Source organism: Actinophytocola sp. (genome assembly GCF_035634895.1).
GTDB lineage: Bacteria > Actinomycetota > Actinomycetes > Mycobacteriales > Pseudonocardiaceae > Actinophytocola.
Genome location: NZ_DASQCC010000185.1, coordinates 50128 through 71547 on the forward strand (window position 1 = coordinate 50128; position 21420 = coordinate 71547).

Consider the following 21420-nt stretch of genomic DNA (forward strand, 5'->3'; position numbering starts at 1 on the left):
GATGTTTGACCATTTCGCGTGGTCGGTGGTTGTCGTCCCGCTGCTGGTGCTCGCCGCCGGACACCTGCTCGTCGACCGGCTCCGGCCCGACCTCGCGGTCCGCGTGTTCGCGTGGACCACGTTCGCCGTCGGCGTCTCGGCCGCGTTGAACCTCGCCAGCTTCGCGGTGAAGGCGCTGGCCGAGATACCGGCCGTCGCGGTCCTCGGCGGCTGGTCCTACCGTGTCGTCGCGGCCGACAGCGTGCACGAGCCGTGGGCGCCCTGGCTGTGCCTGGTGTGGTGTGCGGCAGCGGGTCTCGCCGTGCTCCTGGCCGTCCTGCGGCATCGTCGCGCGGTCGGCGTGGCGAGCCGGCTGGCGGCCGCGCTGCCGGGTGGCGAACAGGTCGTGGTCGCGTCGAGCCGGGTCGTCGACGCCTTCGCGTTGCCCGGCCGCCCCGCGCGGATCGTGATCACCACGGCGATGCGCGACCTGCTCGACCCCGGCCAGCTCGCCGCGGTCATCGCCCACGAACGCGGCCATCTCGACCAGCGGCACCACGATCTCGTCTGGCTGACCCGGCTGGGCGCGGCGATCCATCCCGTCCTGTTCCCGATGGTCCGCGAGGTCGAGTACCTGGCCGAACGCACGGCCGACGAGACCGCGGCCAGGACCGTCGGCGACCGGCAGCGGGTCGCCGACGCGCTCGGGTTGGTGGCGACGCACACGACGGGTGCGCGGCGGGCCGGGGCCCTGCACGTCGGCTCCCGGCACGGTCAGACGCCGCGCCGGGTCATGGCCTTGCTGGACACGTCGGTCCAACGCCGGTTCCCGGCGGTGGTGCCGCTGCTCGTCGCGGTCAGCACGGTGGTGTGGACCTGTGAGTGCCTGTACGACCTTCAGGAGCTCTTCCGGTTCGCGACGTAGGCTGGCTACGATGTGGGTTAGTAGCCTGCGGACACGATGTCCACGTGGGGTCCCGACCGTCGAAGATTTTCAAGCTACTATGCAGAATAGTAGCTCGAAGGAGAGACGGCGTGGACTCGGTGGTGGTTGGCGGGGTGCGGATCGCCTACGAGCTCGCGGGTGCGGGGCGGCCGGTGCTGCTGCTCGGCGGCACCGGTATGCCGCCGGTCGCGTGGCAGGCGTGTGGCCTCGTGGAAGCGTTGGCGCGCCGGGGTTTCCAGGTGGTCACCTATGCCGCCCGCGGGGTGGTGCCGAGCGACGCGCCGCCCGCCCCCTACACCGTCGGGCAGTTGGCGGCGGACGCGGCCGGCCTGCTCGACGCGTTGGGGCTGCGGGACGTGGCCGCCGTCGGGTACTCGTTGGGCAGCTTCACGCTGGAGTCCCTCGTTCGGTCCCGCCCCGACCTCGTGGCCCGCGCGGTGCTGCTCGCCGGCGCCGGCCCGACCACCCAGGCACTGGTGGCGGCGTTGGCCATGGAGCGTGAGCTGATCACCGTCGCGGGCCGGATCCCGGCGGCGGCGGCGACGTTCCAGGCGCTGTGCACCGGGCTCGCGCCGAACGCGTTGCGCGACGACGACGAGTTCGTCAGGCAGTGGCGGGAGATCCTCGCCGTGCAGGGCCAGTTCTGGACCTCGGCCGATGGGGAGATCGGGCAGTCCGCCGCCGCGGGCACGTGGGTGAGCCGCACCGACCGGCTCACCGCGCTGCGGCGGATCACGGTGCCGGTGCTCGTCGCCGCGTTCGAGCACGACCCGCTGTTCCCGCCACGGGCCGGCCGTGCCGCCGCGGAGCTGTTGCCGCACGGTGAGTTCGTCGAGATCCCCGGCGCCGCACACGCCGGCCTGATGACCCACCCGGAAGCGACGAGTCGCGTGCTGGTCGACTTCCTGGTCGGCTGAGGGTCAACGCCGCCGCCTGCGCAGTGCCCTGCGCAACGCGTCCCCTTCCTCGTCGGACACCGACGCGACGAAGTGCATCAGGACCGCGCTGGGGTTCCCGGAGGAGTCGAGCACCGCGCGCACCGCACGCGCCGCGGCCTCCTCACGGCTGATCTCCGGCCGGTAGTGGTAGGCGCGGCCCTGCTGCGCACGGCTCACCCACGCCTTGCGGTGCAGGTTGTCCAGCACCGTCATCACGGTGGTGTAGGCGAGCCGGCGACCGGTGTCGAGCCGCTCCAGCACCGCACGCACCGGCAGTGGCTCGGACGCCTGCCACAACACGTCCATGACCGCGGATTCGAGTTCGCCGAGACCGTGCATCGCTCCTCCCAGCCGGGATGGTACTGGGCACCGGCGTGCTGGGATGGTCATGGTGACCTCGCGGTGAAGGCGCGGACGGCCGTTGGCAGGGTGGGGAAGATGTGGTCCTCGCCGACCCGGTCGAGGAAGCCGGTCGGGGTGAGCAGGTCCCGGAGATCCTGTTTGAGCCTGGCCATCGCGAAGACGACGCCGCGTTTCGCCAGGTCGGCGCGGAGGTCCTCGAGTGCGTCCACGGCGGTGATGTCGACCTCGATGTTGGCCTCGGCGTTGAGGAGGAACCATTCGACCGGCGTGGGGGAGTCGTCGACCGCGGTGAGGGCGCGGTGGCGGAAGTTCTCGGCGTTGGCGAAGCAGAGCGGCGCGTCGTAGCGGTAGACGACCAGGCCGGGGATCGTCGTGGCCTCGGGGTAGTCGTCGATGTCGTGCATGCCGGCCACGCCCGGCACCTGGCCGAGGATGCCGTCGTGGGGCCGGGCTATGCGGCGCAGCAGGTCCAGAATGGACAGTCCGATCGCGACCAGCACGCCGTCGAGGACGTCCAGCAGCAGCACGCCCGCCGTGGTGGCCAGTGCCAGGGCCAGCTCACTGGCCCGGAACGCGGCAATGCGGCGGAACTCGTCGAGCTGGATCAGGCGGAGCGCGGCGTAGATCACCAGCGCGCCGAGCGCGGCCATCGGGAATGTCGCCAGTACCGGGCGGCCGAACACCAGAGCCAGGACCACCGCGCCGACCGCGACGAGCGAGTGGAGCTGTGAGCGGCTGCCGAGGCTGTCGCCGATGGCGGTGCGGCTGGCGCTGCTGCTGACCGGGAAGCCGTGCAGCACGCCGGCGGCGATGTTGGCCGCGCCCAGCGCGAGGAGCTCGCCGTTGGCGTCGACGCGGTAGTCGTTGCGGGTGGCGAACGAGCGGGCCGTGAGCACGTTGTCGGAGTAGCCGACGACCGCGACGCCGAGCGCCGGGAGCAGCAGCGTGGCGAGGTCGGCCCCGGAGACCGCGGGCACGGCCGGGACCGGTATGCCGGCCGGGATGGTGCCGATGAGCCGGACGCCGTGGTCGGCGAGGGAGAACACCGCGGCGGCGCCGGTGGCGAGGAGGACGGCGAACAGCGGGACCGGAAGCCTGGGCAGCAGCCGGCCCCCCACGAGCAGGAAGACGAGCACGCCGGCCGCGAGCGCCAGCGTCGGGCCGTGCACCTGGCCGAGTCCGGTGGCGAACGACCGCAACTCGTCGACCGTCGACCCGCCGGCCACCGGGACGCCGGTCACCTTGCCGAGCTGGCCGATGATCATGATGACGGCGACGCCGGCCAGGTAGCCGACGAGGACCGGGCGGGACAGCAGGTCCGCGAGGAAGCCGAGGCGGCCGAGCGCGCCGAGCAGGCACAGCACGCCGACGAACAGCGCCAGCAGGGCCGCGAGGGCGGCGTAGCGGGCGGGGTCGCCGGCGGCGAGCGGGGCGATGGACACCGCGGTCATCAGCGCGGTGGTCGACTCCGGGCCGACCGAGAGCTGCCGGGACGTGCCGAAGACGGTGTAGACGAGCAGGGACCCGATGATGGCCCACAGCCCGGCCACCGGCGGCAGCCCCGCGACGCCGGCGTAGGCCATCACCTGCGGGATGAGGTACGCGGCGACCGTCACGCCGGCCAGCACGTCCGGGCGCAGCCAGCTCCGGCGGTACCGGCCGAGCAGGCGCAGGCCGTGCGGGGTGAGGTTCCGGCGCCGCGATCTCATCCGGACATCATCACCCGGATGCGGTCGAACCTCCTCGACCGTGGCCGGGCGTGGCGGGTGTCCGCCACCAGCAGGCGGCGATCACGGACTCGTGTTCCTCGCCTCCTTGGCGCAACGCCTTCGTCGACGGTGCCCATGCCCTTCCCTACCGCACACGCTGCGACAGCCGCCCCTGACCAGGTACGGACTGTTCGCTCACACGGGTGAGAAGGCGATCACGCACGCATAGTCGTTGCGCCGGAGGGCAAGCATGCCAGTAGCCCAGGTGGGCTGTCGGCAGTGGAAGGGGGGACGACGTGATTCGCCATGACGTGATCGACCGGTTGCACGAGTGCCAGGTCATCGACCCGAGGGGGGAGAGGATCGGCCCCGTCAAGAGGGTGTGGGTGAACGACCGGACCGGCGACCCGGCGTGGGCGTCGGTCCATACCGGGCTGTTCGGCACGAAGGAGTCGTTCGTGCCGCTGCAGCGTGCCGAGCTGCGCGATGACCAGCTGTGCGTCGCGGTCGACAAGGAGAAGGTCATGGAGTCGCCGAGGATCGAGGCGACCGACGACCACATGACCGACGAGGAGCAGGCGGCGCTGTTCCGCCACTACGGGCTCGGCAAGCAGGGCACCGGTCCCGACGGCTGCGCACGGCAGCCGGTGCGCAGGCCCGGCTCGACCCAGCAGACGGGGGAGTACCACCCGGTGCGGCGGAAGCGCTGACCTGGCCAGCAAGATCCGCCCGGACACCTCGGCCGCGGGCCACGAACCCACGAGCCGGGCGCGGATTTCGGCGGACCCCGCGGCGAACGGGACCGTCCACCGGGACAGGCCCGTTCAGTTCCCGGGGTTCTCCTGCCGTCGTGCGCGCAGGGCGGCCCACTGTTCGAGGCGGTCGCGGATGGGGGCCTCGCGGCCGTTGCGCGTCGGGCGGTAGAAGGTCTCGCGTGCCATGCCGTCGGGGAAGTAGTCGGCGCCGGAGAACCCGTCGGGGGAGTCGGGGTCGTACTGGTAGTCCTTGCCGTAGCCGATGTCCTGCATCAGCCGGGTGGGCGCGTTGAGGATGTGTGCCGGCGGCATCAGCGACCCGGTCTGCCGCGCGCTCCGCTGCGCGTCCTCGAAGCCGCGGTAGACCGAGATCGACTTGGGGGCGGTGGCCAGGTAGACCACGGCCTGCGCGATCGCGAGCTCGCCGTCGGGTGAGCCGAGCCGTTCGTAGACCTCCCACGCGGCGAGCGCCTGCCGCACGGCCTCCGGGTCGGCCATCCCGACGTCCTCGTTGGCGAACCGCACGAGCCGGCGCACGACGTAGCGGGGGTCCTCCCCGCCGGACAGCATCCTGGCGAGCCAGTACAGCGCCGCGTCGGGGTCGGAGCCGCGCATCGACTTGTGCAGTGCGGAGATCAGGTTGTAGTGGCTCTCCTGCGCCTTGTCGTACAGCGGCACGCGCCGCTGTACCTGCTCGGCGAGCGCGGCGACGTCGAGCTGCTCGGTGCCCTCGGGGAGCTGCTCGACCATGTTGAGCAGGTAGCGGCCGTCCCCGTCCGCCATCGCGGTCAGGGCCTCGCGGGCGTCGTCGGTCAGCGGCAACCGGCCGGTCAGCGCCTCGGCGCGGGCGACCAGCGTCTCCAACGCGGCGTCACCCAGCCGCTTGAGGACGAAGACCTGGCAGCGGGACAGCAGCGCGCCGTTCAGCTCGAAGCTCGGGTTCTCGGTCGTCGCCCCGATGAGCAGGACCGTGCCGTCCTCGACGTAGGGCAGGAAGCTGTCCTGCTGGGCGCGGTTGAAGCGGTGGATCTCGTCCACGAACAGCAGCGTGCCCTGGCCGACCGTGCGCCGCCGCGTGGCGGCCTGGAACACCTTCCGCAGGTCGGCGACGCCGGAGAACGTCGCCGACAGGGGCTCGAAGGCGAGCTTGGTCCGCTCCGCCAGCAGCCGGGCGATCGTCGTCTTCCCGCACCCGGGCGGACCCCAGAGGATCATCGACACCAGCCGCTGCTGGGCGACCATCCGTCCGATCGGGGCGTCGGGCGCCAGCAGGTGCTCCTGGCCGACCACGTCCTCCAGGGTCCGTGGCCGCAGCCGGTCCGCCAGCGGGTGCGGCGCGTCGTCGTCGAAAAGCGCTAGCGCCGGTGCGGAATCGTCCATCGGGTGGTCGTCTCTCCCCCGGGTGACCCGTGCCTACCCGGGGGCTCACCCAACTGTCGGTCGATTGTAGAGCTGCCCCGCCACTATGCCCCGCGAAGGCGGCCCCATGCCGATCGAGGCCGAGAGCGCTCTCTCGCCGGCCGGCGAGAGAGCGCTCTCCGTCGATCAGCGCCGGTAGACGCCCAGCTCGTACAGGGAGTAGCCCCACCCGGTGCCGCGGGCGTGGCCGTAGAGCCGGACGTAGCGGCCGGTCGCGGTGACGTCGACGTCGTCGACGCCGCCGTCGCCCGTCGTGGTCGAGTACACCGTCCGCCAGGTGCGGTCGTCGTCCGACACCTGCAGGTCGTAGGCGCGGCCGTACGCCGCCTCCCACACCAGTTGCACGTGCTGGAACGTGGTCGTCGCGCCGAGGTCGACACGCACCCACTGCGGGTCGCTCCAGTCCGACGCCCACCGGGTGGTCAGCGAGCCGTCCACCGTGTTCGACGGCGGGAACGGCGCTCCGTCGCCCTGCTGCTGGTAGGACGACGCGGTCGCCGGCCTGCCCCGCGCCACGTTCTCGCCCTGCGGAGTCGGGGCCACCACGCGGAACGACCGGGACTCGATGCCGACGTTGCCGTGCCCGTCGCGGGCGAGGACGTACAGCTTCCACACGCCCAGCCGATCGGGCGCGCGGACGGTGAACGGTCCGGATCCGGTGTAGGACGCCGGCACCAGCGCGCCCGAGTTGTCGATGTACTTGCTGTTCTGCCGAAGCTCGTAGGTGATCGGGTCACCGTCGGGATCGGACACCCCGACGCTGACGGTGAACGTCCCGCCGGCCGGCACGTCGGTGACCCGGCTGAGGTCCATCCGGGAGATCACCGGCGGCCGGTTGGCCGGCGGCGTGCCGCCGAACGCGGCGGCGACCGAGAAGTAGGACAGCCGCTTCTCGTTGCCCGGCACCAGGTTGAACCACACGCCGCCGAAGTCCTGTTCGGTGCCGTAGTGGAACAGCGTGCCGCCGAGCGCGACCCCGGTGTGCGACATCAGGCAGTTCCACGCGTTGCGGTAGCCGTCCCGCTTGGCCACGTCGGACGGCTCCGCCGCGACCCCGTTGACGTCGGCCGGCACCTCCCACTCGCCGGGCGGACCGCCCTCGGTGAGGATGTAGGGCTTGGTGTAGCCGCCGGCCTGCCAGTCGTTCCGCACCTGGCACACGGCGTTGTACGAGTTCACCGCGTACAGGTCCAGGTCGGGCGCGTAGGCCTTGAAGTACGGCCAGGCGCCGGTCCACGCGTCGGTGGACGTGACCGGGTGGTTCGGGTCGGCGGCGTGGATCGCGCGAGCGACGTCGTTCACGAACCGGACGTAGGCGACGCGCTGGTTCTCCAGCTCCGTCCCGGAGAAGCAGTTCTGCATGCCGAGCACGGACTCGTTGCCCACGTTCCACATGAGCACACCGGAGTGTCCTTTGTAGACGTTCACCCAGCGGGTGAACTCCGTGAGCATGGTGGACCTGTAGTTCGAGTCGGTCACGTAGTTGACGCAGCCGCCGCTGCCGGGGCCGCCGCCGGGCTGGAGCCAGAAGCCGTTGATCACCTTGATCCCGTTGGCGGCCGCCGCGTCCAGCAGCGGTTGTGTGGTGCCGTCGGTGCCCCAGGTGCGGACCGTGTTGACGCCGATGGCCCGCAGGTCGGGCAGTCGGGCGGCCGCCTCCGACACCGGTGGGCCCCACGTGAGGCCCTTGACCGTGTACGGGGCGCCGTCCACGGTGAGCCGCCAGTTGCCTTGTGAGCCGGTCACCCGCACCACGGACGGGGCGGCGACGGCGGGCTGGGCCGTCAGGAAACCGGCCAGCAGTGCGAGCACCAGTACGAGAGCACGCTTCATCGCGTCTCCTCAGCAGGGGTTGGGGAGTGGTTCGGAGAGCGCTCTCCAACGCGTGTCCGAGTGTGCTGTCCGGATCGCGAGCGTGTCAAGGCCGCGGCGCCGGGGCGCGGTCCGGCGGCGGCGAAAACGGCGTGCGACACTCCGCATGCCACCGCCACCGCCACCGAGGGGAACCGATGCACGTCGAGGACACCACCGAGCCCGCCAGCGGCACGGACGAGCTGACCGTCGCGATCGACGGCCAGGAGTACACGGTCGAGGAGAACGTCGACTTCGACGGCGACGGCGACAACGACACCGCCGTCCTGCAGGCCAGTGACGGTGCCCTGATCGCCATCGCCGACACCGACCACGACGGCATCGCAGACGTGGCGGTCGAGTACGACGAGGACGGCAACCCGGTGGCCGGCGCCGAGTACGACCCCGAGACCGGCGAGTGGCACCCGGAGAACGTCGCGGCGCTGCCCACCCCCAGCGGCGCGGGCGCCGACGAGGTCCGGACCGACGGTGACGCCACGGCGGCCGAGCAGACGCCGTGAACCCCGGGTCGGCGCCTCGCTGACGGGCGGGGTGTCTCGCGGCGCCCGGAGCCGGACGGTCCTACGGCGGCCGGGGAGCCACTGTGGACTCGTCGCGCGGTGCCCGGAGTCGAGAAAAGCGCGGGTTCGCGGTTACGTGAATCCCCTTCGGGGTATGTAGGAGCTTGCGTCAAGCAGTCGGCGCGCGTCCGTCTCCATCGTAGAGAGGACCTGCGACGACATGATGGAACTCGACTTCGACGACAGCCTGGCGCGCGGACTGCACCGATACGTCCGCACGGTCAGCCAGGCGCTGGGACTGCACGGGGACTGCTCGTGTGTCCAGGCCGAGGAACCGATCTCCGCCTACATCCCGCTGGACGGCCGGTTCAGCCGCTTCCCCGACCGTGACGTGGCGCTGCTGTGGGAGGAGTCGCGGGGCTGGTCGGCCGCGGTCGAGTCCGGCGGTGGCGACGACCTGCACGTGGTGGCCTGTCTCGGCCAGGAACTGCTGCCGCCGCCGGAGACCGTGGCGAGCTGGACGCGGCGGCTCTTCCGGTCACACCAGCCCGTCGGCCTCGTCGTGGACCGGGGCGACGAGCCCGGCCACCGCGACGCCGCCACGATGCGCGAGCGCCTGGCCACCTACGAGTTCCCCGTGCGGCCACTGGTGACCGCCCCGGGGGTCACCGGGGGGAGTTGACCCCCGGGGCGGTCTGCGCCAGCTGGTCAGCAGGTGTACAGGCTGTTGGGGTGCACTTTCTCGCAGTAGCGGACGTGCAGGTGGTTGTCGTGGTTGTCCCAGTGGGTGGTGAGCCCCTCGGCGATCAGCGTCGGGTCGTTGAAGAAGATCAGGCGCACGTGGCCGGGGGCGGCGTTGCGCACCGCCTTGATCAGCTCACGGGTCGCGGCGCGGTCGTAGGTCGACGACTCCCAGGTGATGCGGCCTGCGGTGCACTGGGCGCGGTCGGTGCGGATCGGCCAGATGTCGATGTCCATCCCGACGTCGTGGCTGGCGTGGCCGGGGATGTCACCGCCGTGCTCGAACCCGGCGTCGCCGAGGGGCACCGGGCCGAAGCCGGTGAAGCTGCTCGCCGCCTGTTCGAGCTGCCCGATCGCGGCGGCCGTGGCCCAGTTCGCCGCGGTGCCGTTCCCGTCGGGGTTCTGGTCGCACAGGTTCTTGCCGAGGTCGGGGTAGTCGAAGTGCCACACCAGGTTCTTCCACGTCGTCGGGCCCACGATCCCGTCCGCGCCGATGCCCGCGTGGCTCTGGAAGTCCTGCACCGCCGTGGTCGTCGCGGGGCCGAACTGACCGTCGACCGTCAGGGACAGCCTCCGCTTGGCGTTCAGCTCCACCTGTAGTGCCCGCACCGCCGCGCCGGAGTCGCCCGCCCGTAGGGTCGGCGCCAGCGCACCCCAGGTCTGGGGGCCCACGATCCCGTCGACGCCGATCCCGGCCGCGGTCTGGAACGCCCGCACGGCCGTCGCGGTCGCGCTGTCGAACACGCCGGTCGTCGGCGCCGAGTGGCCACTCTGGACCAGCAGGTTCTGGATCGCCAGCACGTCCGCGCCCCGGTTCCCGCTGCTCTGCGTGGGGAAGAACGCGTTGGTGTAGGCGTGCGCGGGTGCCACGGTGACGACGGCGAGGAAGACGGCGAGAACCGTCACGAGTCGGCGCATGGGATCTCGTTCTAGCAGCGGCATTTCGGCACCGGAAGCGTTTCCATCACCGCCGAAACGCTTTCCCGGCCGGCGAGCGGCTTCATAGCCTTCGTCGACTCGCAAGGGAGAGCCCGATGAGACGTGCAACCGCCATCGTCGCGGTGGCCCTGCTGTTCGGCGGCGCGCCGACCGCCGCGGCGGCCCCCGCGTCCCGCACCGTCACCTTCCACGGCTACCAGGTCGACGTCCCCGCGCGGTGGCGCGTGGTCGACCTGACCGAGAACCCACGCGCCTGCGTCCGGTTCGACGTCGAGACCGTCTACCTGGGACACCCGGGCGACGGCGACTGCCCGACCAGGCTGGTCGGCCGCACCGCCGGGTTGGTCGTCGAGCCGCTGGACGACCTCGCGCCCGAGCAGGTCCCCGCCGGCGTGGCCACCGCCGAGCCGGGCTCCGCGCGGCCACCGAAAGAAGCCGCCTCGCACGACGGCGCGCTGCGGATCGCCGTCGAGGACGCCGGTGTGCTGGTCACCGCCGCGCACAACGAGACCACCGAACCGTTGGTGCGCAAGGTGTTGGACGGCGCACGCCTGGCACCCGGCGGACAGCCCGCCACCCTGCCCGCCGCCCCGCCGGTCGCCGAGGCGGCGATCGTCACGCCGGGCACGTTCGAGGGCAAGGGCTTCGACGCGTGCACGGCACCCTCACAGTCCACGATGAACGCCTGGGCCGCCTCGCCCTACCGCGCGATCGGCATCTACATCAGCGGCGACCTGCGTGCCTGCTCCCAGCCCAACCTGACCACGTCGTGGGTGAACACCCAGTCCGCCAACGGCTGGCGCTTCATCCTCACCGACGTCGGCCGGCAGGCGCCGTGCACCGACTACCGGCTGAGGATGTCCACCGACCCGGCGACCGCCCGCCAGCAGGGCAGCACCGCCGCGGACGCCGCCGTCGCCGCGGCCACCGCGCTCGGGTTCGGCAGCGGCAGCGCCGTGTACAGCGACATCGAGAACTACTCCTCGACCGCGTCCTGCAAGGCGAGCGTGCTGTCCTACGTCAGTGGCTGGACCGACCGGCTGCACGCCAAGGGCTGGCTGTCCGGTGTGTACTCCAGCGCGTCCTCGGGCATCAAGGACCTGTCGAGCGCCTACTCGAGCACCACCTACACCCGCCCCGACCACATCTTCTTCGCGTGGTGGAACAACGTGGCGGACACCGACACCGGCTCGTACGTCCCCGAGAGCCAGTGGTCCGGCCACCAGCGCATCCATCAGTACTCCGGCGAGGTCGACGAGACCTGGGGCGGCGTGCGCATCAACATCGACCGCGACTACCTCGACACCCGGACCGGGAACCCGGTGCCGTGCGACTCGGTGAGCCTGGACTTCACCGCCTACCCGACGGTGCAGAGCGGCTCGACCGGCAACGCGGTCAAGGCGGCCCAGTGCCTGCTCGCCAACGCGGGGCAGCTGCCCGCGGCCACCAACCCGAGCGGCACCTTCGACGCGGCCACCGTCACGGCGGCCAAGGCGTTCCAGTCCTCCCGGGGCCTCACCTCGGACGGGATCGTCGGCGCGCACACGTGGACCGCGCTGCTGTCGGTGGGGGACAAGCCGAACCTGGCGCAGGGCAGCTCCGGCAGCGCCGTGCGCCGGCTCCAGCGCGCCCTGACCGCGGCCCTCGGCTCCACGGTGGGCATCGACGGCTCCTTCGGTCCCAACACCGAGACCGCGGTACGCAACTACCAGAGCTCGCGGGGCCTCGGGGTGGACGGCGAGGTCGGTCCGGCCACCTGGGGCGCGTTGCAGTCCGGGAAGTAGTCGCGGTCCGGGAAGTAGGGGTCGTCAGGGCAGCGACTCGTTGAGCAGGGCGCGGCCCAGCGGGGTGATCGAGTGCAGGACGGACTGGCCGTTCTGCCGGGTGTCGACGAGGCCCGCGCCGCGCAGGGTGGCGGCCTGCTGGCTGGCGGTCGGCAGGCTGGTGCCGGTGCGGGACGCGACGTCGCTGGTGGTGCCTGGGCATTCGCCGAGCACCTCCAGCACCCGCGCCCGGGTCCGGCCCAGCAGGGCGGCCAGCGGCTTGCGGTCGCCGTTCGGCTCGGACCAGCCGACGACATGCTCGATCGGGTACACCAGCGTCGGCTCGAACTCGGTGTCCCGGAACGTCGTGGGCAGGCCCCGGGAGAAGAACGACGGCACGAGCTGCAGGCCCCGCCCGCCCAGGTGCAGGTCGTGCTCGGTCGGATAACCCACCTCCAGCACGGGGTAGCGCCACCGGGCCGTGGGGTGCAGCCGTCCGAGCACGGCGTCCCAGCCGCCCTCGGCCAGGGCCGTGATCATCCGGGCGCGCTCCTGGTCGACGCGGGCCCGCACCCGTGACCAGTACGGGGCCACGCACGCCGCGAAGTACTGCTCGGCCGCCTCGACCAGTGTGCGCAGGGCCTCGGGCCGTCCGTCCGCCAGCGCGGTCGTCCACGGCGGGAGCGGTTGGTTGCCCGCGAGGATGCCCAGGTCGGTGCGCAGTCGTTGCCGCGTGGTGCGCCGCAGCGTCTCCAGCCCCTCGTCGAGGGACGGGACGGCGGCGGTCGGGGTGAGGAAGTCGACGAAGTAGCCGGTCAGCGGGGCCAGGTCGGTCAGCAGGCGGGTGGTCGCCGGGGCACGGGCGGCCACCGACCGGCGCCACCCGTCGAAGAGCAGGTCACGCCCGCGCAGCCGGTTGGTGCTGAGTATCAGCTCCCACATCGGCTGCGCCCCGGAGCTGAACCTGGTCCTGGCCAGGTCCTCAGGTGTGAAGTGGATGCGCAGCACCACGGTGCGTGATGGTAAGGGAAGGACGCGCCACGCCAACACCGGTTACGAAAATTTCTAACGGCGAGTCGATGAAGGGTCGCTTCCATCGCCGACGTGCGCACGCGAGACTCCCACCATGTCTCGTACGCAGATTCCCGGCGCCGACGTGCTCGGTGCGCAGGCCCTCGACGCCGCCCGCCGCTGCGGGGTCGATCCCGGCACCGTCGCCGGCGACGGCCCGCACCGCTCGCCGGTCAACGGTGCCTCGCTCGGCGGTGTGCGCTGGCACGACGCCGCGGCCGTCGACGACGTGGTGGCCCGGTCGGCCGCGGCGTTCCTCGCGTGGCGCAAGGTCCCGGCACCCGCGCGCGGTGCGGTGGTCAAGCGGTTCGGTGAGCTGCTGACCGAGCACAAGGCGGACCTGGGTGCCCTGGTCAGCCTGGAGGTCGGGAAGATCACCGCCGAGGCGCTCGGCGAGGTCCAGGAGATGATCGACATCTGCGACTTCGCCGTCGGCCTGTCGCGGCAGCTCTACGGCCGCACGATGGTGTCGGAGCGGCCGGGGCACCGGCTGATGGAGACGTGGCACCCGCTCGGCGTCGTCGGCGTGATCAGCGCGTTCAACTTCCCGGCGGCCGTGTGGTCGTGGAACACCGCGATCGCGCTCGTCTGCGGTGACACGGTGGTGTGGAAGCCCTCGGAGCAGGCGCCGCTGACCGCGTTGGCGAGCGCGGCGCTGCTCGACCGGGCGCTGGCCGAGCACGGCGCGCCACGGGACGTCAGCCAGGTCGTCGTCGGCGACCCCGCGGTCGGCGAGGCGATCGTGGACCATCCGGGCGTCGCGCTCGTCAGTGCCACGGGGTCGACACGCATGGGCCGTGCCGTCGGACCGCGGGTCGCCAACCGCTTCGGCCGCGCGCTGCTGGAACTGGGCGGCAACAACGCCGCGATCGTCGCCCCCTCCGCCGACCTCGACCTGACGATCCGCGGCGTCGTGTTCAGTGCCGCGGGCACCGCGGGCCAGCGCTGCACGACGATGCGGCGGGTCATCGCGCACTCGTCGGTCGTGGCCGAGCTGACCGAGCGGCTCGTGGACGCCTACGCGCGGCTGCCGATCGGCAACCCGATGGCCGAGGGCACCCTGGTCGGACCGCTGATCCACGGCAGGGCCCACGAGGCGATGGCCGCGGCGGTCACGCGGGCGCGGAGCGAGGGCGGCAAGCTCGTCGCCGGCGGCGAGCGGGTGCTGGCGGACGCGGCGCCGGACGCGTACTACGTCGAGCCGGCCATCGTCACCATGCCGGGCCAGACCGCGATCGTGCGGGACGAGACCTTCGCGCCACTGCTGTACGTGCTGGCCTACGACGACTTCGCCGACGCCGTAGCGCTGAACAACGACGTCCCGCAGGGCCTTTCGTCGTCGCTGTTCACCCGGGACCAGGCGGAGGCGGAGATCTTCTTGTCCGCGGAGGGTTCGGACTGCGGCATCGTGAACGTCAACATCGGCACCTCGGGCGCCGAGATCGGCGGCGCCTTCGGCGGCGAGAAGCAGACCGGCGGCGGCCGCGAGTCCGGTTCGGACGCCTGGCGCGGCTACATGCGCCGCGCGACCAACACGATCAACTACTCGGGCCGGCTGCCGTTGGCCCAGGGCGTCGACTTCGCGATCTAGCGCGGCGCCCACGGATCCGCCATTGTGACCCGGCAGGTGAACCTGGATCCACCCGCCAACACCGGTGGACACCGCGGTCCAGCTCCACGGGGCCGCTCGTGCTCGGCCTGGTCCCGCGCCGGTGCTTTTCCGGAAATGCCGTCTTTATCCTATTTCGGGAGCGCTCCCGAAGTCGATGTTTGCGTTCACATGGTCACTTCCGTCCACCGGGCTGGTCGCGACCATCACTTGTAACCATGCACTTGTTCGCCGCAACGCGCCTGTGTTAGCGTTCACATGAACGCCGTGTGACGATTTGTATGAACCCGTGCGGGCATTTCGTTGTGCCCGCCGTCAACGATGATGGGGTTCTCGCATGAACGCGCGCACAATCGCGAAACTCCTCGGACATCTCACGCACCGGCCATGCCCGAGCGCGGCGTGAATCCCACTGAACAAAGGAGTTCATCGATGCGTCGGATCAGAAGGCCGCTGCTGGCCACGGGGGCGGCGGCGGCACTCGCCGCTGGCACGCTGCTCGTCACGACCGTGCCGTCCCAGGCCGCCACCCAGGGACCGTGCGACATCTACGCCGCGGGCGGCACGCCGTGCGTGGCCGCGCACAGCACCACCCGAGCGTTGTACGGCGCGTACAACGGCGCGCTCTACCAGGTCCGCCGCGCCTCGGACAACGCGACCCGCGACGTCGGCGTCCTGAGCGCGGGCGGGGTCGCCAACGCCGCGACGCAGGACTCCTTCTGCGCCGGCACGAGCTGTGTCATCACGGTCATCTACGACCAGTCCGGCCGGAACAACCGGCTCACCCAGGCTCCGCCGGGTGGGTTCTCGGGTCCGGCGCCTGGCGGGTTCGACAACCTCGCGAACGCGACGTCCGCGCCGGTCAGTGTCGGTGGGCACAAGGCCTACGGCGTGTTCGTGGCGCCGGGCACCGGTTACCGCAACAACAACGCCTCGGGCACGGCGACCGGTGACCAGGCGGAGGGCATGTACGCGATCTTCGACGGCACGCACTACAACGGCGGCTGCTGTTTCGACTACGGCAACGCCGAGCGCAACAGCCACGACAACGGCAACGGCACCATGGAGGCCATCTACTTCGGCAACATCAAGGTCTGGGGCTTCGGCACGGGCAACGGCCCCTGGGTGATGGCGGACCTGGAGAACGGACTGTTCTCCGGCGTCAACGCCGGCTTCAACGCGAACGACCCGTCCGTGAGCCACCGGTTCCTGACCGCGATCGTCAAGGGCGGCCCGAACCGCTGGTCCATCCGGGCGGGCAACGCCCAGTCCGGCGGACTGTCCACCTACTACAACGGGACCCGGCCGAACGTCTCGGGCTACAACCCGATGCGCAAGGAAGGCGCCATCATCCTCGGCATCGGCGGCGACAACAGCATCGGCGCCGCCGGCACCTTCTACGAGGGCGTGATGACGTCGGGCTACCCCTCGGACGCCACGGAGAACTCCGTGCAGGCCAACGTAACCGCCGCCGGGTACGGCACGTCGTCGTCGCCGGGCACCGGTCTCACCCCCGGCTCCCGGGTCTCCCTGCAGGCCACGACCGGCTGCTGCGCCGCCGACTACCTCACCCACGGCGACAACGACAACCTGGTGGGGATCACGCAGGTCACGAGCGGCAGCACGGCCACCCTCAAGGGTGACGCGAGCTGGATCGTCCGGGCCGGGCTGGGCAACGGCTCGTGCGTCTCGTTCGAGTCGGCCAACAGGTCCGGGCAGTACCTGCGGCACTCGAACTTCCAGGTATACCTGCAGTCGAGTGACGGCAGCACACAGTTCGCGCAGGACGCGACGTTCTGCCCGCAGACAGGCAACAGCGGCCAGGGGAGCTCGCTCCAGTCGGCCAACTACCCGGCCCGCTACCTCCGGCACTACAGCTTCACCGCCTACATCGCCAGCAACGGCGGCTCGAACACGTTCGACAGCACGAACCTGTGGGCCGACGACACGAGCTGGCTCGTCGGCCCGGCCTGGGCCTGATCGCACGGGAAACCCGCCGCGCCGTGACCGATGAACGTCCACCGGGTCGCGGCGCGGCGGTGCGTGAGCCGGCCGCCGCCCGGGACGAACGGGCAGGATCATCGCGCTGGACGGGCACCGCCGCCGCCCGGTGCCCCCGCACGACAGTAGAGTCGGCCGCCCATTCGCCTACCCGGAAAGGGAGTCCGTGAGGGACATCGCCGAGCTCGTCGACGTGCAGAACCCGTCGTGGCCGTGGCTGACCGACGACTTCGCCAGCAGCTTCACCAACCACGTCATGCTCGCACCCGACCCGGAGCGGTGCCGGGCTACGCTGTTGCAGGTCCAGGTGACCGCCCGGTCGCCGCTCGGCGCGATCATCCTGAACACCGGCGGAATCCTGGTGCACGACGGCTGGGTGCGGGTGTACGGCGGCTCGGGCGGCGGCGCGACCGGCCTGCCGAGCATGGCCGAGGTCAACGGTTTCCCCGCGACGGCCGAGGAGGGCTGGCAGCCGCCGGCCGGCCTGATCATCGCCCACGACGTGCTCGGCGGCGTCTACGCGTTGAACGGCATGGCGCCGGAGGAGCACGACAGGCCGGGCGCTCCCGGCGGGGTCGTGCACTTCTCCCCGGTCACGATGACGTGGGAGGACATGGAGATGGGCCACAGCCAGTGGCTGACCTGGCTGGTCGACGGCGGCGCGGCGAACCACTACCACGAGGTGCTGTGGCCGACGTGGCGCGACGAGGTCGCCGGGCTCGGCCTGCGGGACGGGATCACGGTGTACCCGTTCCTGTGGTCGCAGGAGGCCCAGGAGGACATGGCGGCGACCAGCCGCAAGGCCGTGCCGATGGACCAGATCCTCGGCATGCACGCCGCGTCGTGCGAGCAGCTCGGCCTTGCCCCGGCAGGAGAGCTGGGCACCGTCTGAGCTCTCGGCCGGCCACGATCGCGCCGGTGCCCGGAACCGCGCTAGCGCGGTCGGACCAGGCCGGTCCGGTAGGCGATGACGACGAGTTGGGTCCGGTCGCGGGCGCCGAGCTTGGTCATGGCCCGCTGGACATGTGTCCGGACGGTCAGCGGGCTGACTACGAGGCGCTCGGCGATCTCGGCGTTGGCGCGGCCCTCGGCGGCCAGTGCCATGACCTCCCGTTCTCGGGCGGTGAGCACGGCAAGCGCGGTCGGGTCCCCGGGCTCCGCGGTGGCCAGGAACCGGGTGATCAGCGTGCGGGTCGCGGTGGGGGACAGCAGCGCGTCGCCGGCCGCCACGGTGCGGATCCCGGCCAGCAGGCCGTCCGCCGAGACGTCCTTGCCGAGGAACCCGCTGGCTCCCGCCCGCAACGCCTTCGCGACGTACTCGTCCGTCTCGAACGTCGTCAGGATGAGCACCCGGGTGCCGGACAGCGACGGGTCCGCGCAGATCGCCGTGGTGGCGGCGAGGCCGTCCGTGCCGGGCATGCGGATGTCCATCAGGACGAGCGTCGGGTGGTGGTCGCGGGCGAGCGTGACGGCCTCGTCGCCGTCGGCCGCCTCGCCCACCACGGCCATGTCGGGGTTCGCCTCGATGAGCATCCGGAACGTCGTGCGCAGCAGCGCCTGGTCGTCCGCCAGCAGGATGGTGATCACGGCCGGATCGGCAGCTCGGTCGTGACGGTGAACGCGCCCTCGGGCCGCGGCCCCGCCTCGAACCGCCCGCCCGCCGACTGCGCGCGCTCGCGCATGCCGACCAGGCCGAAGCCCTCGCCGAGCGGGCTGCCGCTCATCGGGTTGGTGACCGTGATCGTCAGCCGGTCGTCGCCGTAGCTCAGCCGCACGGACGCCGTCGGCGCGCTGGTGTGCTTGGTGACGTTGGTGAGCGCCTCCTGCACGATGCGGAACGCGGTCAGGTCCACGCCGGGCGACAGCGGCCGCGCCGCACCCTCGACGGTGACCTCGACGCCCAGCCCGGCGGAGGTGAACCCGGCGGTCAGCTCGGCCAGCTGCCCGAGGCCGGGCGTGGGTTCCGTCGGTGAGCTGTCCTCGCCCGGCTGCCGCAGCAGCCCGACGGTCGCCTTCAGCTCCCGCAGCGCGGCGGACGTGGTGCCGGTCAGGTCGGACAGGATCCGCTCGACCTGGTCGGGACGGGTGCGCGCCAGGTACGCGGCGGTGCCGGCCTGCGCGTTGGCCAGTGCGAGATGGTGGGCGACGACGTCGTGCAGCTCCCGCGCGAAACGGATCCGTTCCTCGGCGACCCGGTGGCGTGCCTCGGTCTCGCGGGTGCGCTCGGCGTACTCGGCCCGCGTCCTGGTCGCCGCCAGGTGGTCGTGCCGGAGCCGGGTGGACTCGGCCAGCGCGACCGGCAGCAGCAGGAACAGCACGGGGTCCAGGAGCTGCAGCGGCCACGGGTAGCCGCCGAGGCCGCCGTACAGGCCGGCCGCGGCGATCGACGTCGTGGCCCCGAGGTAGTACCGCCGGGTCGTCCGGCCGGGCACCTGGACGGCGAGCTCGTACAGCGCGACCATCACGGGGCCGAGCAGCACCGGCGTGACCAGGAACCCGATGCCCCCGGCCACGGCGGCGGACAGCGCGGCGACCACGACGACCGCACGGGGATGACGGCGCCGCCACAGCAGGGCCAGCGAGCCGGCCACGGCCAGGGGGATGGCGGACCACCAGCCCAGGTTGTCCGTGCCGGGCAGGTTCGAGTTGAGCGCCGCCGGCCCGGAGATCGCGAGCAGCAGCAGCGCGACTAGCGCGCCGTCGAGGACACGCGGATGGTTCTTCGCGTACTGGTTGATCGTCATACCCTGCTCCGGCCGAGGTGCTCCGGCTCCATGGTGTCAGCCCGCAGTGCCCCGCCCTCCACGTCCACGCGCGGCAGCAGCCGGTCCAGCCACCTCGGCAGCGCCCACGCCCGTTCGCCGAGGATGGCCAGCACCGCCGGCACGATGGTCATCCGGACGACGAACGCGTCGAGCAGGACCGCGGTCGCGAGGCCGAACCCGATCATCTTGATCATGGCCAGGTCGGCGCCGACGAACCCGCAGAACACGGCGATCATGATCAGCGCGGCCGCCACCACGACGCGGGCGCTGTGCCGGAAGCCGGTGACCACGGCCGCCCGCGCCGGCTCGCCGCGGGTGTGTGCCTCGCGCATCCTGCTGACCAGGAACACCTCGTAGTCCATGGCGAGCCCGAAGATCATGCCCACCAGCACGATCGGCATGAGGCTGATGATCGGGCCGGTCTGCAGCAGCCCGATCGCGTCCGCGCCCCAGCCCCACTGGAAGACCGCCACGACCAGGCCGAGCGCGGCCAGCACGGACAGCAGGAACCCGCAGACGGCCTTGAGCGGCACGAGCAGGGACCGGAAGACCACCAGCAGGAGCAGGAACGCGAGCCCGAGCACGAGCGCGAAGTACGGGACGAGCGCATGCCGCACCTTCTCCGCGAGGTCGATGTTCACCGCGGTGAGGCCGGCGATCCGGATGCCCGGCTGCTCGTCGCGGATGCGTTCGACGAGGTCCATGGTCCGCTCGTCGGTGGGGGCGGTGGCCGGGATGGCGGTGAACAGGGCGGTGTCCCGGCCGACCTGGGCGGGGGAGACGAACACGACGCCCGGGGTGTCCGCGATCTTCGCGCGGAGGTCCCGGACGGCCGCCTGGGGGTCACGGGCGCCACGGACGCCGACCATGACGACGAGCGGGCCGTTGAAGCCGGGGCCGAAGCCCTTGGCGAGGGCGTCGTAGGCCCGGCGCTCGGTGGTCGCGGTGGACTTCGACTCGTCGCCGGGCATTCCCAGCTGGAGCCGGGTCGCCGGGACGGCCAGCACGACGAGGGCCGCGACGGAGGCGAGCAGCACGAGCACGGGCCTGCGCAGGACGAACCGTGCCCAGCGCGCGCCGGCACGGTCCTTCGTGGCCGGTTCGCCGCGTCCGCGCGCCAGCACGGCGTTCGGGCACAGGCCGAGGATCGCGGGCACGAGCGTCAGCGCGACGAGCACGGCGACCACGATGGCGCCGGCGGCCGTGACACCCATCTGGGCGGCGGTGGGGATGCCGAGCACCGTGAGCCCGCCCAGCGCGACGATGACGGTGAGCCCGGCGAAGACGACGGCCGAGCCGGCCGTGCCCACGGCCCGGCCGGCGGCCTCCTCGGGCGCGTGCCCGGCGGCGCGTTCCTCGCGGTAGCGGGAGACCACGAACAGGGCGTAGTCGATGCCGACCGCGAGCCCCAACATGGTGGCCAGGGTGGTGACGGCCGATGACAGCCCGAAGACACCGCCGAGGGCGATGATCGCGCACGTGCTGACCCCGACGCCGAGCACGGCGGTCAGCAGCGGCAGCCCCGCGGCGACGACCGACCCGAACGTGACCAGCAGCACGAGCGCGGCGAGCACGACGCCGACCACCTCGCTGACACCGCCGACCCGCGGCTTGCCGGCGAGGACGGGCCCGCCCACCTCGACCGTCAGCCCGCGCACCCGGGCGACGGCGTCCCGCAGCCGGTTCTTCGTCTCGTCGGTGAGGTCGCTCGGGGTGGCCGTGTACGTGACGGTCGCGTACGCCGTCGACCCGTCCCGGCTCACCGCGTGTGCCTGGAAGGGACCGACGGCGGTGGCGACCTGGGCGCCGCGCGACACGTCGGCGACGAGCGCGTCGACGGCCGCGCGGTGGTCGGTGACCGTCTCACCCGCCGGCGCGACGAACACGACCCTGGCGATGGCGGGCAGGGCCGTCGTGTCGTCCGACAGCTCACCCACGGTGCTCGACGCCAGGCCGGCGGCCCCCAGGACCGCCAACCACGCCACCACGACATACCAGCGCCGGCGGAAGGCCAGACGGCCCAGCCGGTAGAGGAACGCAGCCACAGGAA

18 protein-coding genes are annotated in these 21420 nt (G+C 72.0%); 9 read left to right on the plus strand and 9 right to left on the minus strand.

Annotation, left to right across the window (positions count from 1 at the left end):
- Nucleotide 1 precedes the first annotated feature (1 nt).
- Nucleotides 2–904 carry a M56 family metallopeptidase gene (locus tag VET29_RS27185; protein WP_324925491.1) on the plus strand — a complete coding sequence of 301 codons (903 nt, stop codon included), beginning with the start codon at nucleotides 2–4 and terminating at the stop codon, nucleotides 902–904.
- Nucleotides 905–1014: 110 nt separating this feature from the next.
- On the plus strand, nucleotides 1015–1842 hold the full coding sequence (locus VET29_RS27190; RefSeq protein ID WP_324925493.1) for an alpha/beta hydrolase: 828 nt from the start codon (nucleotides 1015–1017) through the stop codon (nucleotides 1840–1842).
- 3 nt (nucleotides 1843–1845) lie between these two features.
- Here the strand turns inward: VET29_RS27190 and VET29_RS27195 are convergent, their stop codons facing one another.
- Both VET29_RS27195 and VET29_RS27200 read right to left on the minus strand, forming a co-directional pair.
- Nucleotides 1846–2202, minus strand: a complete 357-nt coding sequence (locus VET29_RS27195) for a BlaI/MecI/CopY family transcriptional regulator (RefSeq protein WP_324925495.1) — start codon at nucleotides 2200–2202, stop codon at nucleotides 1846–1848.
- Nucleotides 2203–2249: 47 nt separating this feature from the next.
- A complete protein-coding gene (locus tag VET29_RS27200; protein ID WP_324925497.1) occupies nucleotides 2250–3935 on the minus strand; it encodes a SulP family inorganic anion transporter in 1686 nt (561 codons plus the stop codon).
- A 296-nt stretch (nucleotides 3936–4231) separates the two neighbouring features.
- Between VET29_RS27200 and VET29_RS27205 the strand changes: the two genes are divergently transcribed.
- On the plus strand, nucleotides 4232–4645 hold the full coding sequence (locus VET29_RS27205) for a PRC-barrel domain-containing protein (protein WP_324925499.1): 414 nt from the start codon (nucleotides 4232–4234) through the stop codon (nucleotides 4643–4645).
- Nucleotides 4646–4759: 114 nt separating this feature from the next.
- On the opposite strand, the gene VET29_RS27210 is transcribed toward VET29_RS27205, so the two are convergent.
- Both VET29_RS27210 and VET29_RS27215 read right to left on the minus strand, forming a co-directional pair.
- Nucleotides 4760–6070, minus strand: coding sequence for a replication-associated recombination protein A (locus tag VET29_RS27210; protein ID WP_324925500.1), 1311 nt, complete (start codon nucleotides 6068–6070; stop codon nucleotides 4760–4762).
- 165 nt (nucleotides 6071–6235) lie between these two features.
- Nucleotides 6236–7942: a discoidin domain-containing protein gene (locus VET29_RS27215; RefSeq protein WP_324925502.1), complete on the minus strand. Its 1707-nt coding sequence runs from the start codon at nucleotides 7940–7942 to the stop codon at nucleotides 6236–6238.
- A gap of 176 nt (nucleotides 7943–8118) precedes the next feature.
- Here VET29_RS27215 and VET29_RS27220 point away from each other — a divergent pair, with 176 nt between their 5' ends.
- On the plus strand, nucleotides 8119–8481 hold the full coding sequence (locus VET29_RS27220; RefSeq protein WP_324925504.1) for a hypothetical protein: 363 nt from the start codon (nucleotides 8119–8121) through the stop codon (nucleotides 8479–8481).
- A gap of 220 nt (nucleotides 8482–8701) precedes the next feature.
- Nucleotides 8702–9163, plus strand: a complete 462-nt coding sequence (locus VET29_RS27225) for a DUF6292 family protein (RefSeq protein ID WP_324925506.1) — start codon at nucleotides 8702–8704, stop codon at nucleotides 9161–9163.
- A 26-nt stretch (nucleotides 9164–9189) separates the two neighbouring features.
- Here VET29_RS27225 and VET29_RS27230 read toward each other — a convergent pair whose 3' ends face one another.
- Complete coding sequence (locus VET29_RS27230; RefSeq protein ID WP_324925509.1) at nucleotides 9190–10140, minus strand: peptidoglycan-binding domain-containing protein; 951 nt, start codon at nucleotides 10138–10140, stop codon at nucleotides 9190–9192.
- A 116-nt stretch (nucleotides 10141–10256) separates the two neighbouring features.
- Here VET29_RS27230 and VET29_RS27235 point away from each other — a divergent pair, with 116 nt between their 5' ends.
- Nucleotides 10257–11945, plus strand: coding sequence for a glycoside hydrolase domain-containing protein (locus VET29_RS27235; protein ID WP_324925511.1), 1689 nt, complete (start codon nucleotides 10257–10259; stop codon nucleotides 11943–11945).
- 24 nt (nucleotides 11946–11969) lie between these two features.
- Here VET29_RS27235 and VET29_RS27240 read toward each other — a convergent pair whose 3' ends face one another.
- Nucleotides 11970–12935: a winged helix-turn-helix domain-containing protein gene (locus VET29_RS27240; RefSeq protein ID WP_324925513.1), complete on the minus strand. Its 966-nt coding sequence runs from the start codon at nucleotides 12933–12935 to the stop codon at nucleotides 11970–11972.
- 115 nt (nucleotides 12936–13050) lie between these two features.
- On the opposite strand from VET29_RS27240, the gene VET29_RS27245 reads away from it, so the two are divergent.
- The 3 genes from VET29_RS27245 to VET29_RS27255 all read left to right on the plus strand — a co-directional run bounded on the left by VET29_RS27245 (nucleotide 13051) and on the right by VET29_RS27255 (nucleotide 17497).
- Entirely contained in the window at nucleotides 13051–14586 is a 1536-nt protein-coding gene (locus tag VET29_RS27245) for an aldehyde dehydrogenase family protein (RefSeq protein ID WP_324925515.1), read from the plus strand.
- 450 nt (nucleotides 14587–15036) lie between these two features.
- Entirely contained in the window at nucleotides 15037–16584 is a 1548-nt protein-coding gene (locus tag VET29_RS27250; RefSeq protein ID WP_324925517.1) for an alpha-L-arabinofuranosidase B, read from the plus strand.
- Between the two features lie 187 nt (nucleotides 16585–16771).
- The gene (locus VET29_RS27255; RefSeq protein ID WP_324925519.1) at nucleotides 16772–17497 is read left to right on the plus strand and encodes a DUF2625 family protein; all 726 of its coding nucleotides are present in this window, start codon (nucleotides 16772–16774) and stop codon (nucleotides 17495–17497) included.
- Nucleotides 17498–17538: 41 nt separating this feature from the next.
- On the opposite strand, the gene VET29_RS27260 is transcribed toward VET29_RS27255, so the two are convergent.
- From VET29_RS27260 to VET29_RS27270, 3 genes are read right to left on the minus strand one after another with little or no spacing between them, the layout of a single operon-like run.
- Entirely contained in the window at nucleotides 17539–18192 is a 654-nt protein-coding gene (locus VET29_RS27260; RefSeq protein ID WP_324925521.1) for a response regulator transcription factor, read from the minus strand.
- Nucleotides 18189–19349, minus strand: coding sequence for a sensor histidine kinase (locus tag VET29_RS27265; protein ID WP_324925523.1), 1161 nt, complete (start codon nucleotides 19347–19349; stop codon nucleotides 18189–18191). Before VET29_RS27265 ends, VET29_RS27260 begins: the two co-directional genes overlap by 4 nt.
- Nucleotides 19346–21415: an MMPL family transporter gene (locus VET29_RS27270; protein WP_324925526.1), complete on the minus strand. Its 2070-nt coding sequence runs from the start codon at nucleotides 21413–21415 to the stop codon at nucleotides 19346–19348. The genes VET29_RS27265 and VET29_RS27270 overlap by 4 nt, the downstream gene beginning before the upstream one ends.
- Between the last annotated feature and the right edge of the window lie 5 nt (nucleotides 21416–21420).

What these genes read in the sequence shown, in the direction of transcription:
- VET29_RS27225 (WP_324925506.1), top strand. Translation starts at nt 8,702, where the DNA reads ATGATGGAACTCGACTTCGACGACAGCCTGGCGCGCGGACTGCACCGA.
- VET29_RS27215 (WP_324925502.1), bottom strand. Translation starts at nt 7,942, where the DNA reads ATGAAGCGTGCTCTCGTACTGGTGCTCGCACTGCTGGCCGGTTTCCTG.
- VET29_RS27220 (WP_324925504.1), top strand. Translation starts at nt 8,119, where the DNA reads ATGCACGTCGAGGACACCACCGAGCCCGCCAGCGGCACGGACGAGCTG.
- VET29_RS27235 (WP_324925511.1), top strand. Translation starts at nt 10,257, where the DNA reads ATGAGACGTGCAACCGCCATCGTCGCGGTGGCCCTGCTGTTCGGCGGC.
- VET29_RS27265 (WP_324925523.1), bottom strand. Translation starts at nt 19,349, where the DNA reads ATGACGATCAACCAGTACGCGAAGAACCATCCGCGTGTCCTCGACGGC.
- VET29_RS27195 (WP_324925495.1), bottom strand. Translation starts at nt 2,202, where the DNA reads ATGCACGGTCTCGGCGAACTCGAATCCGCGGTCATGGACGTGTTGTGG.
- VET29_RS27185 (WP_324925491.1), top strand. Translation starts at nt 2, where the DNA reads ATGTTTGACCATTTCGCGTGGTCGGTGGTTGTCGTCCCGCTGCTGGTG.
- VET29_RS27210 (WP_324925500.1), bottom strand. Translation starts at nt 6,070, where the DNA reads ATGGACGATTCCGCACCGGCGCTAGCGCTTTTCGACGACGACGCGCCG.
- VET29_RS27200 (WP_324925497.1), bottom strand. Translation starts at nt 3,935, where the DNA reads ATGAGATCGCGGCGCCGGAACCTCACCCCGCACGGCCTGCGCCTGCTC.
- VET29_RS27245 (WP_324925515.1), top strand. Translation starts at nt 13,051, where the DNA reads ATGTCTCGTACGCAGATTCCCGGCGCCGACGTGCTCGGTGCGCAGGCC.
- VET29_RS27250 (WP_324925517.1), top strand. Translation starts at nt 15,037, where the DNA reads ATGCGTCGGATCAGAAGGCCGCTGCTGGCCACGGGGGCGGCGGCGGCA.
- VET29_RS27230 (WP_324925509.1), bottom strand. Translation starts at nt 10,140, where the DNA reads ATGCGCCGACTCGTGACGGTTCTCGCCGTCTTCCTCGCCGTCGTCACC.